The organism is Limnobacter sp. UBA3528 (genome assembly GCF_002377005.1).
Taxonomy (GTDB): Bacteria; Pseudomonadota; Gammaproteobacteria; order Burkholderiales; family Burkholderiaceae_B; genus Limnobacter.
Map to the genome: position 1 here is coordinate 23,761 of NZ_DFOZ01000026.1, position 13,076 is coordinate 36,836.

General features: G+C 53.3%; 10 protein-coding genes. 6 read left to right on the forward strand and 4 right to left on the reverse strand.

Features of this window, described 5'->3' with window-relative positions; genetic code table 11:
- Nucleotides 1-16: 16 nt before the first annotated feature.
- Complete coding sequence (locus B4N58_RS07460) at nt 17-1,834, forward strand: glutamine--tRNA ligase/YqeY domain fusion protein (RefSeq protein ID WP_291747614.1); 1,818 nt, start codon at nt 17-19, stop codon at nt 1,832-1,834.
- 44 nt (nt 1,835-1,878) lie between these two features.
- Nucleotides 1,879-3,939, forward strand: coding sequence for a site-specific recombinase (locus tag B4N58_RS07465; RefSeq protein WP_291747617.1), 2,061 nt, complete (start codon nt 1,879-1,881; stop codon nt 3,937-3,939).
- Nucleotides 3,940-3,964: 25 nt separating this feature from the next.
- Here the strand turns inward: B4N58_RS07465 and B4N58_RS07470 are convergent, their stop codons facing one another.
- A complete protein-coding gene (locus B4N58_RS07470; protein ID WP_291747620.1) occupies nt 3,965-4,525 on the reverse strand; it encodes a cob(I)yrinic acid a,c-diamide adenosyltransferase in 561 nt (186 codons plus the stop codon).
- Between the two features lie 266 nt (nt 4,526-4,791).
- Between B4N58_RS07470 and thiC the strand changes: the two genes are divergently transcribed.
- Both thiC and B4N58_RS07480 read left to right on the forward strand, forming a co-directional pair.
- Entirely contained in the window at nt 4,792-6,708 is a 1,917-nt protein-coding gene (gene thiC / locus B4N58_RS07475) for a phosphomethylpyrimidine synthase ThiC (RefSeq protein WP_291747623.1), read from the forward strand.
- 264 nt (nt 6,709-6,972) lie between these two features.
- Entirely contained in the window at nt 6,973-8,283 is a 1,311-nt protein-coding gene (locus tag B4N58_RS07480) for a hemolysin family protein (protein WP_008249709.1), read from the forward strand.
- A 342-nt stretch (nt 8,284-8,625) separates the two neighbouring features.
- Here the strand turns inward: B4N58_RS07480 and B4N58_RS07485 are convergent, their stop codons facing one another.
- The 3 genes from B4N58_RS07485 to B4N58_RS07495 form a co-directional block, all read right to left on the reverse strand.
- On the reverse strand, nt 8,626-9,612 hold the full coding sequence (locus tag B4N58_RS07485) for a CsgG/HfaB family protein (RefSeq protein WP_291747628.1): 987 nt from the start codon (nt 9,610-9,612) through the stop codon (nt 8,626-8,628).
- A 167-nt stretch (nt 9,613-9,779) separates the two neighbouring features.
- Entirely contained in the window at nt 9,780-10,100 is a 321-nt protein-coding gene (locus tag B4N58_RS07490; protein WP_008249712.1) for a hypothetical protein, read from the reverse strand.
- 97 nt (nt 10,101-10,197) lie between these two features.
- Nucleotides 10,198-10,785 carry a hypothetical protein gene (locus B4N58_RS07495; protein ID WP_008249715.1) on the reverse strand — a complete coding sequence of 196 codons (588 nt, stop codon included), beginning with the start codon at nt 10,783-10,785 and terminating at the stop codon, nt 10,198-10,200.
- 190 nt (nt 10,786-10,975) lie between these two features.
- Here B4N58_RS07495 and nadA point away from each other — a divergent pair, with 190 nt between their 5' ends.
- Nucleotides 10,976-12,157 carry a quinolinate synthase NadA gene (nadA, locus tag B4N58_RS07500; protein ID WP_008249717.1) on the forward strand — a complete coding sequence of 394 codons (1,182 nt, stop codon included), beginning with the start codon at nt 10,976-10,978 and terminating at the stop codon, nt 12,155-12,157.
- Entirely contained in the window at nt 12,154-13,020 is an 867-nt protein-coding gene (gene nadC / locus B4N58_RS07505; protein ID WP_008249719.1) for a carboxylating nicotinate-nucleotide diphosphorylase, read from the forward strand. Before nadA ends, nadC begins: the two co-directional genes overlap by 4 nt.
- Nucleotides 13,021-13,076 lie beyond the last annotated feature (56 nt).

Consider the following 13,076-nt stretch of genomic DNA (forward strand, 5'->3'; position numbering starts at 1 on the left):
CCAACAGGATGTGCTGATGTCTGATTCTGCAAACAAAAATACCCATGCCGGGGCTGACAACGCCCCAGCCTCCAATTTTCTTCGCAACATCATCGATGCGGACTTGAAAAAGCCCGAGTACCAGGTGCGCCCATGGGGCGGCCGGCCTGGCGGTGCCGATGCGCACGAAGGTGCGCCCGCTGACCCAGCAAGCATTCGCTTGCGTTTCCCGCCTGAGCCCAACGGTTATTTGCATGTGGGCCACGCCAAGGCCATTTGCGTGAATTTCGGTTTGGCCAAGGAATACGGCGGCGCTTGCCACATGCGCTTTGACGACACCAACCCTGAAAAAGAAAGCGAAGAGTTTGCGGATTCGATTCTGGATGCGGTGCATTGGCTTGGTTTTCGGTGGGAAAACTTCGGCGACGACAACCTGTATTACGCCAGCGATTATTTTGAGTTTATGTATCTGGCGGCTGAGTTTCTGATCCAGGCGGGCTTGGCCTACGTGGACGAACAAAACGCCGACGACATGCGGGCCAATCGGGGCACCTTGAACCAAGCGGGTGTTGATTCACCGTTCCGCAACAGGCCTGCCGAAGAAAGCTTGGCCCGCTTCCGTGCCATGCGCGCCGGTGAATTGCCAGACGGTGCTGCCGTGCTGCGTGCCAAAATCGACATGGCCAGCCCGAACATGAACATGCGCGACCCGGCCATTTACCGCATTCGCCGTGCCTTTCACCACCGCACAGCCGATGACTGGTGTATCTACCCCATGTATACCTTTGCGCACCCCATTGAGGATGCGCTGGAGCGTATTACCCATTCCTTCTGCACACTGGAATTTGAGGACCAACGCCCCTTCTATGATTGGTTGCTGAACAACCTGGCCAGCGAACACAAGGCGGCCGATGGTAGTGTGCTGAAGCCCATGTTGAGCCACCCGCTGCCCAAGCAAATTGAATTTGCACGTTTGAACCTGAGCTATGTGGTGACCAGCAAGCGCAAATTGCAGCAATTGGTGACCGAAAACAAACTCAGTGGATGGGACGATCCCCGCATGCCGACCATCGTGGGTTTGCGCCGTCGTGGGTATACCCCTGAAGCGATTCAGTTGTTCTGTGCCCGAATTGGTGTGTCCAAATCGGACTCCTGGATTGACTATTCCGTGCTGGAAGGCGCATTGCGCGACACGCTGGACCCAATCGCTCACCGCGCGGTGGCGGTGCTGGATCCTATTCCGCTGATTCTCGACAACGTAGACGACGACTGGGCCGACTTGTGTACAGCGCCGGTTCACCCGCATCACCCCGAGTGGGGCATGCGCCAGTTCACAATCGGCAAGCGTCTGTGGATTGAGGCAGAAGACTTTCAGGAGAACCCGGAGAAAAAGTTTTTCCGCCTGTTTCCCGGCAACAGGGTTCGATTGCGTTATGGCTATGTGATTGAGTGTACCGGCTGCGACAAAGATGAAAGCGGCAAGGTGACTGCAGTGCATGCCCAGGTGTTTCTGGATAGCAAATCGGGTACTCCGGGTGCAGATACCTACAAGGTGAAAGGCAATATTCACTGGGTGGATGCAGAGGACTGCCTGCCCGCCACGGTGCGCCTTTATGATCGCCTGTTTACCGAAGAGCACCCAGATTCAGGTGGCAAGAACTTCATGGACAGCTTGAACCCGAATTCACTGACCGAGGTGAAGGCTTACCTGGAAGCGGGTTTGAAAGACGCCTTTACTGGGACAATTTACCAGTTTGAGCGCCATGGTTATTTTGTACACGACCTGAAAGACAATACCTTGGACAACCCGGTGTTTAACCGGGCGACTACGCTGAAGGACAGTTGGAGTAAATAGCCAATTCATCGGGTACACTAGCCCTCGGACTAGGTATTCAGAATATGGCAACGAACCCAAACTACAATATTCGAGGTGCGCTGCTGACCATCCTGAACGGGATGGGTCCAGACACCGAGCACGAGGCGGACATTGCCCACCTGTGCCACCTCATGGAATGGTTTCGAGAAGGGGCTTCTGGCTCTGACTTCGAAATCGAGCGGCGATTCTCCATGCTGGTGGAGGCGCTTGAACAGTCCAATGACCTGCGCGTACAGGTCAAAGGCTATCTTGAACAATTCCTGAAAGAGTCACGTTACAGGTATACCTTTGCCGAGCTCGGTATTCTGGGCAACGAAACATTTGGTCAGGCCATGAAAAACAGGATCTTTCAGCGCCTGTTGCCTGCCACGGTCGAAGACAAAACTGTGCGTGAATCGCTTAGCCTGATGTTCACCAAGCCGGATGACCATGAGTGGCTTGAGTCGATCAGTGTGGCAAGCTGGACTCGTCTGTTTCATGTGCTGGAATGGCTAGACCCCGCCATGCCTCTGTGGAAGCGCATTCAGCACGAAATGCTTGAGGCCATGGAAATGCTCGCGGTGCGAATCGCTGCCCTTGGCATTGATTCTGAAGTGGTACGCTGCCTCGGTATTTCAGAGCGGCACACTTCCCCCTTCGTTGAGCAGCACCTTGAATTGCGCAATATGATTGGGCAGGCCCATGAGAAGCTGAGCAATATGGAGCCGTTGCATGATTTGGGCGATCATCTGGATGTATTGCTCGATCAGTGCCAGGGTCAAATCAAGAAAGCTTATGCCCAGGCGCGCGCGCAAGGTATCTCGGTCACCTTGAGTATGCAGTTGATCCGGCTGGAACAATCGATCAACCGCATGCGTCGGCTGTTGCAACTTCTTGGCGCCTTGCCCACCGAAGACCGGGTAGGCACCTGCGTGCAGTTTTTCTGCACCTTGACCAAAGAAGAAAACCGCAAGCATTCAATTACCGATTTGTGGCGTGGCTTGACAGACAAGCTGGCGTTGCGAATTACTGAACATGCCAGCCAGTCTGGTGAAAAATACGCCACTGAAACACGTTCGGAATACTGGAAAATGGCCAGAGCCGCCATGGGAGCAGGTGTCATAATTGCGCTTCTTTCATTGTTCAAGGCCGGCATTTCAAGCTGGCATCTGCCTCCATTCTGGGAGGCCGTATTTTTCAGCCTGAATTACGGCATTGGCTTTGTGATCATTCATTTGTTGGGTTTCACCATTGCCACCAAGCAGCCTGCCATGACAGCGGCGCGAATCGCTGCAGCCATTGATGCTGCAAATGGGCGATTAAGCTCGGCCGACAGGGTGGCCGATTTGATCACCCAGGTTGCGCGCACCCAGTTCATCGCAATTTGGGGTAACGTGCTGCCTGCATTTGCAACAGCCACAGTGGTGGCTGTGGGGCTTACCTTCCTGCTTGGCGAGCCGCCAATTGAGGTAGAAAAGGGCGAAAAAATGTTGCTGGAGTTGAATCCTTTGCTGTCTGCTGCTTTGCCCCATGCGGCAATCGCGGGCATTTTCCTTTTTTTGGCGGGTGTGATTTCGGGTTATTACGACAATCTGTCGATTTATCACCGTATTCCAGACAGAATTCGAAAAGTACCGTGGTTGCGCAAGCGCTTGGGCGTTGTTCGTGCCAACAAACTGGCTGATTACCTGAGTAAAAACACCGGCGCTCTGGCAGGTAATTTCTTTTTCGGTTGCATGTTGGGGTCCGCCGGGTTTGTGGGGCTCATTCTGGGTTTGCCCATCGACATTCGTCACATTACGTTCTCAGCAGCCAATATGGCGTATGGTTTCCAGGCTCAGGAGTTCATGCTGAGCGGATTAGACGTTGCGATTGCCGCAATGGGTGTATTTTTGATCGGTATGGTGAACTTGGGGGTCAGTTTTAGCCTGGCATTTTTCACTGCCTTGCGGGCGCGTGGTGTTCGTAAACTGGAAAGTCTCTCTTTGGCTGGGCGAATTTTCAAACGGTTTTTCACAAGTCCGGGAGAGTTTTTCTATCCACCCAAAGAAACTGGCACTGCCGACAATGATTTAACAGCCTCAGCCAAAGTCGAGTCCAAGTAGTGTCTGCGCAATTTTTCAAGCCCGTTTATTCTTGCGGGCGGTTGAATCCTTTTTTCCATTGCACATCGCGAACGCCTTTTTTGTGGTGAATCCAGCGCGAAGCCACAAACAGAAAGTCAGAAAGGCGGTTCATGTACAGCAGCAGGTCTTCGGGCAGCTTCTGTTGTTGATTCAGGTCAACCAACACACGTTCCGCTCTGCGGCAAACGGTGCGAGCCACGTGGGTATAAGCCGAGGCTTTGCTGCCGCCGGGCAAAATAAATTCTTCCAGGCGAGGCAGGGGCTCATTGAATTCCTTGATGAGGTCCTCCAGTCTTGCCACTGCCTGGGGAGGAAATACATCAAAGCCTGGCATGCAAAGGGCGGCTCCCAAATCAAACAGGTCATGCTGAATGCGGGTAAGTTCGGTGGCCAGTCGCTCGGGCAGGGCTTCGGTCAGTATCAAACCAAGGTGGCTGTTCAATTCATCGACATCGCCCATGGCATGAACGCGAAGGTCGTTTTTCGCCAAACGGCTGCCGTCGGCCAGGCCTGTCGTGCCATCGTCGCCAGTGCGGGTGGTGATTGAACTGAGTCTGTTACCCATTGAATTGCGTGATCCGATAAAGTTGAACAAAAAGAGTGCCTTGTGCAAACCGCTTATTGAGGTCTTTACGTGGCGGGCCTATACTTTGAGCTTATTGAAGTTTAACGCAGGGGTCCTGGCAAATTGTTGCCGGGTGAGAAAAACCCTCACACCTGTGCAGATAATGCTGTTTGCAGGAAGCGTTTCACTGGCTTACTCCCTAGGGTGGCTGGGTGGAATGTTTATGCACCCGGCACAAACACGATTCACGCCCAACAGGAGTATTAATGAGCGCCAATCCAGACTTTCTAGCCGCAACCGCCAAGGTTGACGAAGCTGCGGTCAAACCACTTCCCAATTCCCGCAAGGTCTATGTGCAGGGCTCCCGGCCCGACATTCAGGTGCCCATGCGTGAAATTTCACAAGACGACACGCCTACTTCATTCGGCGGCGAGAAAAACCCGCCAATTTATGTGTACGACTGCTCGGGCATATACACAGACCCCAATGCGAAAATTGACATTCGTTCAGGGCTGCCTGCGATTCGCAGCGCCTGGATCGAAGAGCGCAATGACACCGACCTGCTGAGTGGCCCGAGTTCCGAATATGGCATTGAACGCCTGAACGACCCCAAGCTGACCGAGTTGCGTTTTAACCTGCAGCGCAAACCCCGCAAGGCCAAGGCTGGCAAGAATGTGACACAAATGCATTACGCTCGCCAAGGCATTATTACGCCAGAAATGGAGTATGTGGCCATTCGTGAAAACCTGCGCCGCCAGGAATACATCGAAAGCCTCAAACACGCTGGCGGGAAAATCGGCGCCAAGATGGTTGACCTGTTGACGCGTCAGCACCCTGGGCAGTCTTTTGGGGCGTCCATTCCCGAGCAGATTACGCCTGAATTCGTGCGCGATGAAATTGCCCGTGGCCGCGCGATTATTCCCGCCAACATCAATCACCCTGAAATTGAGCCGATGATTATTGGCCGCAACTTTCTGGTGAAAATCAATGCCAATATCGGTAACTCGGCAGTGTCTTCTTCAATTGGTGAAGAGGTCGAGAAAATGACCTGGTCCATTCGTTGGGGCGGCGACACGGTGATGGATCTGTCCACCGGCAAGCACATTCATGAAACCCGCGAATGGATTTTGCGCAACAGCCCAGTGCCGATTGGTACTGTGCCAATTTACCAGGCCCTGGAAAAGGTCAATGGCAAGGCCGAAGACCTGACCTGGGAAATTTTCCGTGACACGCTGATCGAGCAGGCCGAGCAAGGGGTGGATTACTTCACCATTCACGCCGGTGTTCGTTTGGCCTATGTGCCGATGACGGCAAGCCGCATGACCGGCATTGTGTCTCGGGGTGGTTCCATCATGGCGAAGTGGTGCCTTGCGCATCACAAGGAAAGCTTCCTGTACGAGCATTTCGAAGACATTTGCGAAATCATGAAGGCTTACGATGTCAGCTTCTCGCTGGGAGATGGCTTGCGCCCTGGCTCAATTTGGGATGCCAATGATGAAGCCCAGTTGAGCGAACTGCGCACTTTGGGTGAACTGACCCAGATTGCCTGGAAGCACGATGTGCAGGTGATGATTGAGGGCCCTGGCCACGTGCCGATGCAACTGATCAAAGAGAACATGGACATTCAATTGAAAGAGTGCCATGAAGCCCCGTTTTACACCCTTGGCCCACTGACCACCGACATTGCCCCTGGTTACGACCACATCACCAGTGGAATTGGTGCAGCGCAAATCGGCTGGTACGGCTGCGCCATGCTGTGTTATGTCACCCCCAAAGAACACTTGGGTTTGCCGAACAAAAAAGACGTGAAGGACGGCATCATCACTTACAAAATTGCAGCCCACGCCGCTGATTTGGCCAAAGGTCACCCCGGTGCACAAATCCGAGACAACGCCTTGAGCAAGGCCCGTTTCGAATTCCGTTGGGATGACCAATTCAATTTGGGCCTCGACCCCGACACGGCCCGTGAATTCCACGATGAAACCTTGCCCAAGCAAAGCATGAAAGTGGCCCACTTCTGCTCCATGTGTGGCCCACACTTCTGCTCTATGAAAATTACCCAAGATGTGCGTGAATACGCTGAAAAGCTGGGAGTTTCCGAGAAAGATGCCTTGAGCAAGGGAATGGAAGAAAAATCGATTGAGTTCATCAAGAAAGGGTCTGAGATTTACCACAAGACCTGATTTTTAAAAGAAAAATTGACACCGCCCCCTCGTCTTTGTACGATTAGGCGGTGTTTTTTTCTTACAGGAGTGCTCGGGCCTTTCCCGACCGTATATGGATAGTTCCAGTTGTCGAAGTTGCTTAAACTTCACTCAGCCATCAATGGCTACCCCCCTCAAAGCGCCCGTTGCGCGTCGTTTTTCCAAGTCCTTCCTGCCTGGCAATGCTCAAACAAGCTTTGTGCTTGATGCCTTTGTTGCGCCCTTGAATAATGGAGTGTCGACATGGAAGTGCTGATTCTGATTGGTCTTATTGTGACCAATGGCTTGTTTGCCATGTCCGAAATTGCGCTGGTTACGGCCAGAAAGGCGCGTTTGGTGAAGTTGGCTGCAGAAGGCGACAAATCCGCTGCGGTTGCGCTTAAGTTGTCTGAAGATCCCACCAAGTTTTTGTCGACTGTGCAAATTGGTATCACATCGATTGGCGTGCTTAGCGGTATTGTCGGTGAGGCTGTATTGGCCAAACCACTGGCGCTCTGGCTGCAAACTTTCGGTCTTGAGGTGGCGATGACAGATGTGGTGTCGACTGCCATTGTGGTTGTGGGTGTTACGTATGTGTCAATTGTGGTGGGTGAACTGGTACCCAAGCGTTTGGGGCAAATCAGCCCGGAGGTAATTGCCCGCCTGGTGGCGAGACCCATGCAAATTCTGGCCATCGCTACACGCCCCTTCGTCATGTTTTTATCTTTTTCTACCCGTGGTTTATTGCGCATTATGGGTGTGAAAGAAAACACGGACAATGGTGTGACTGAGGAAGAAATTCATGCCATGCTGGACGAGGGCTCGGTTTCAGGCGTGATTGAAAGCAGCGAGCACACCATGTTGCGCAATGTGTTCCGCTTGGACGATCGCCAACTGGGTTCACTCATGATCCCCCGTTCTGATGTGTTGTATCTTGATATTCGCCTGCCTCAGGAAGAGAACCTGAAACGGGTGATTGAGTCGGAGTACTCACGCTTCCCGGTGGTAGATGGCAATCTGGACAACCTGATTGGTGTTATTCACGCCAAGCAGGCTTTGGCTTACGCCGCGCAGGGCAAGATGCCCGACTTTTCCAGTAATTTGCAGCAGTGCGTGTTTGTGCCTGAAACCCTAACGGGTATGGAGCTGCTGACCCAGTTCCGCAGCAATAACATGGACATTGCTTTTGTGATCGACGAGTACGGCGAGCTTGAAGGCATTGTGACCCTGCATGATTTGATGGAAGCCCTAACCGGCGAATTTACCCCGCACAACAAGGAAGATTCTTGGGCAGTGCAGCGTGACGATGGATCCTGGTTGCTCGACGGCGCCATTGCCATTCTGGAATTGAAAGACACCTTGAACATCAAGAGTGTGCCAGAAGAAGAAAAGGGCCGTTACCACACCCTGAGCGGCATGGTGATGCTGCTGACTGGGCGTTTGCCAGCCACCGGAGACACGGTGGATTGGGAAGGTTGGCGGTTTGAAGTGGTGGATATGGACCAAAAACGAATCGATAAAATTTTGGCCTCACCGATCAAGGAAGGCGGCGAACAGGTCGATGAATCGGCCTAAGGCAGCAAACCAGCAAAAAAGCCTCAAGGAAACTTGAGGCTTTTTTGTTGCTGGGGGGCATTACTACGCAAATGACCCACTATGACTCATTTAGCAAAGCCAGAAAAGTGTTTCTGTGCTTCCATTGGAAGGACTGTGCGCGGGGAGCCTCCGTTGATTTTGCACCATGTATTGTATGGTGATACATAGTGCAATTTTAACGGCAATTTAATGATAAGTTGCTCGAAGCCCTGTTCAAGCCTCGGCCTTCGGTTTACCAGGCTCGAGGGTAATTACCCACCCCAAATTTATTGGGTCATCTGCGTAGTAATGGCCTTGCTGGGGTCGCAGTTTTACGAGCGATTAACGAATTTGTGGACGGTTGCCCCACAGCAGCTTTTCTTGCATTTCGCGGGTGGTATTGCTGGTTGATTCCTGAGACGTTGCAGGCGCAGTACCGCCACTTCCAAACAGGCCTTTTAATTCAGTGACTTCACTTTGTGATGATGCGGTTGCGGTGCTCTCATTGGCAGCTTCGCGAATGATTTCACCGGTGTAGGGGTCAATCACAACGCTGGGGTCTTGCTTTGAGGCCGTTGAAGCGGGTGGTGGTGTGAGCACAATGGGCTTGTTGCGCAATTCGCCGGATTTCGCTGTACTTAACCTGGCACAGCTTTGCGCTGACACATTGTTCATCTCGGTCAGCATGTTGAACACCGCATGCTCAATCACCATGCGAACCCCTTTTTGAATGGGTTCTTGCGTTCTTTCAGCAGCGCTGACATCGACGAGCCCATCGCTGAACAACCGGAAGTACCCATCATTCAATTCAGTGCCAATCATCTGTTTTTGAAGGCTTTGCGTATTCACCACTTCAAGCGTTTTGGTATTCACCACACGCAGGTCGACTGCCACGTTCATGACAAAGTAGCGGGCGGCTGCGCCAATGAATCGAATGGATGACTCCAGGCTGCCACTGCGAATGTTGTAATTCACCTCGGTGATGCCACCCACGATGTGATAATCAGAGCCAGGCAGGGAGCCTGAAAAAATTTGCCGATGCGCTTTGCTGTCCGGGTTGTCAGTGATGAGTTTGTTGTCGGCGTACTTCAATTCCATGTCGGCGATGGTAGTGTCGAACCGCTCGACCATTGGGACCCCGGTTTTTGCCAGAGCAGAAATCACCATCAAGGCCGCACCTTGTGTGATTCGTTTTCCGTTGACCAGGTCTTCTTTGCCTGTGAAGTCACTGACCCGCCCCACGGCAAAGCGTTTTGCATTGGGGCCTCGCCCGCCTACCAAGGGTTTCAGGCATTCAAGTGCAGGGCTGTAGCGGGTTGTGTTTTCCACTACGCTTGCCCCATCAAAGGGGCTGACGTACTCCGCTTCACTGAAGGAGGGGAGCGTTGTACAAGCACTGGCCGATGCGGCAATCACCGAGATCAATGCAAACTTTGGAAGCGGGTAGCGGAACATAGTGGGCCTTTGTGTATTCAAGAGCAGTAAGTAACTTGGAATCAGAAGCCGCCGTCGATGGAGGCGTTTTGAGAGCCGTTGTTGATCTGGGTGGCGGTAATGACAACGGTGTTGTTGTTGCCTTCGGTTTGTACATTGATCAAGTTGCCGATGGCCGTGGAGGCGAAGCCCCAGCCAGGTGATTCAACTTGGGTGCGGTTGAGGTTTGCGTCGCGGCGTGTGCCTGCAGGGGAGTCGATATCGGTGACACTGCGCATGCCAAACGGTGTTTCGAATGAGCTGACATTGCCCTCAAAGGTTTGGGCATTTGCGCTGCTGAAGCCAAGGGCAAGGGTGGCAATACAAAGCTTGAGTAAATTCATTCGATGGTTTCCTTGATGTTTCCGGATGGTGTTAGCGGGGCGGTTTGCCCCAAGCGACCATTGGCTGTAGGTTGTCGCCCGGGGCAAGAAAGTTCAATTAAGGACGCGCGCTGCCAATTGAAATATTGTTGCCAACTGCAGTGGCTGAAGCTGTCAGGCGAGTGGGGTCCCAACGGTATTCCGCCACGGCCACGTTGTCGCTGACGTTGCACTGGGCCACCGACAATTCAGCCAGGCTGGCATTGTCAAGGTTCAGGCTGAAGTTGTTGCCAATTGAAACGGCTTCAATAAGTACTTCGCCGGTTTTTGATGTGCTGCGCTGTGACAGGTTGACCGAGGCCAGTTGATCGCCGTAGTTGCTTTGCGACACGTGGCGAACAGGCACAGTGGATGAGGATGTCAGCGAAATGGCAATGTTGTTGCCCACCGCTTGGGCTGAACCAGTGATGTTGCCGTTGTCGCGCATGACAACGTTTTGCAAATCGACGATCGCGGCGTTGGTACCGGTGTTGCTTTGAATGAAAATGCCGTTGTGGTTGTCGCTTAAATAATAGCTGCTGTCGAAATCAATGTTGGCATCGATTTCAACTTGACAGTCATTGCCTTGGCAGGTGGCGAAGGCGACTGAGTGCATGGACAGCATTGCAGCTAGGATGGACAACGATTTTAGGGATTGCTTCATCATGAAGTGTGCTCCAAGAATATTGATGGGGGCTTAAAAAGACAAAGAAAGACAACGGGGTTCGGGCATTTGGGCAACGAGCGCTGTCGCATTAATGAAAATGCTCCCTTTGAGTGACTGGGAGCACTCAAAAGTTCAGATGGCCCTTCGTTCTGGATTCCCGGGATTTTCTGGGGCCAAGGGAGTAAAATGCATGCTTTCCTTGTCACCAACCGAGCGTTCCGTGAATCAAGTAGACATCAAGCCTGTTGAGTTCGATTTGCCGTCACAGGCCAGCCCCTCCACCAGTTGTAAACCCTCCCAGGCGTGGGCCCGCGTACCCCAGCAACCGGGGCCCGACGAAAGGGCTGCCTTGAAGGCAGAGATTAAGGCTTTGTTGAAGCAACGTGACGCCGTGCTCGTGGCCCACTATTACGTGGACTCCGAATTGCAAGACCTTGCCGAAGAAACCGGCGGTTGTGTTTCAGATTCCCTGGAAATGGCGCGTTTTGGGCGCGAGAGCAAGCAACAGAACCTGGTGGTGGCGGGCGTGCGATTCATGGGTGAAACCAGCAAGATTTTGAATCCCGAGAAGCGCGTGTTCATGCCAGATCTGGACGCCACATGTTCACTCGATCTGGGGTGTCCCTCGGAGGAGTTCAATGCATTTTGCGATCAACACCCCGATCGCACGGTGGTGGTCTACGCCAACACCAGTGCGGCCGTGAAAGCCCGCGCAGACTGGATGGTGACCTCAAGCATCGCCTTGGACATCGTGGGCCATTTGCATGCACAGGGGCAAAAATTGATTTGGGCTCCCGATCGGCATTTGGGTCAGTACATTCAGAAGCAAACTGGTGCCGATATGTTGCTGTGGCAGGGCTCGTGCCTGGTGCATGACGAGTTCAAGGCCGAGGAGCTGAAAATGCTAAAGGCTCAGCATCCGCAAGCCATGGTGTTGGTGCACCCGGAATCGCCTGCCGATGTGGTGGCACTGGCCGATGTGGTGGGCTCGACCACCCAGTTGATCAAGGCCACGCAAACGCCCGGTGTTGACACCTATATTGTGGCCACCGACAACGGCATTTTGCACAAAATGCGTCAGTTCGCCCCCGGTAAAACTTTGATAGAAGCACCCACTGCAGGCAATTCTGCGACTTGTAAAAGCTGCGCCCATTGCCCCTGGATGGCCATGAACGGTTTAAAGAACCTGCGCGACGTGTTGAAGACTGGATTTGACACGGGTTTGGGTGAGGTGCATGTGGACTCAACCTTGGCCACGCAGGCCTACCGTTGCATTGACCGCATGCTGGATTTTGCGAAAACACATGGTATTTCCGGGCCTCGTGGCCAGGGTCGCCTGGAGCAGGCACACAAGGGAGTGGGGCCAGCATGAGCCGTTCAGAACTTTTTCAATCGTTTGGGCCCGCGCTTGAGCTGGCTTTGCTGAAAAACGTGCACGATGCGATTGCCGAAGACATGGGCAACACCGACTGGACTGGTTTGCTTGTGCCCGAAGGCAAGTGGTGCAAGGCTCAACTGTTGTGCCGTGACAAGGCCGTGGTGTGTGGGCAAGACTGGTTCAATGGTGTGTTCAATACCCTTTGCCCGGGTGCGCATGTGCGCTGGCAGGTGCCTGAGGGACAGGAAGTTCAACCCGGCACTGTGGTGTGTGAAATTGATGCACATGCCCGCCCCTTGTTGACCGCAGAGCGTTCTGCAATGAACTATCTGCAACTGATGTCAGCCGTTGCCACCAGAACCAAACATTTCGTCAAGCTGATTGAAGGCACAAAAGCATCGATTCTGGACACGCGCAAAACGCTGCCGGGTATGCGTTTGGCTCAAAAGTATGCGGTACGTGTTGGGGGTGGTTTGAACCAGCGCCTTGCCTTGTACGACGGCATTTTGATCAAGGAAAATCACATTGCAGCGGCCGGTGGAATTGCACAGGTTTTGGCCAGTGCAGATGCCCTGGGCGCGCCGCATGTGAGCGTGCAGATTGAAGTTGAAAGTCTGGTTCAGCTTGAGGAGGCTTTGCAGGCCGGCGCCAAGTCGGTGCTGCTGGACAACTTTGGGCTAGAGGCCATGCGCGTTGCCGTGGAAGTGAACAAGGGCAGGGCCATTCTGGAAGCATCGGGCGGGGTGAACGAGCACACGGTGCGAGCGATTGCCGAGACAGGTGTGGACCGCATTTCGATCGGGTCACTGACGAAAGACGTCACAGCGGTGGATTACTCGCTGCGGGTGCTGGATTGACTGTTTAGCCAACTCGTCGAGGTTGCCGAGATATCGCCTACTCTGCGGGGTTGGCA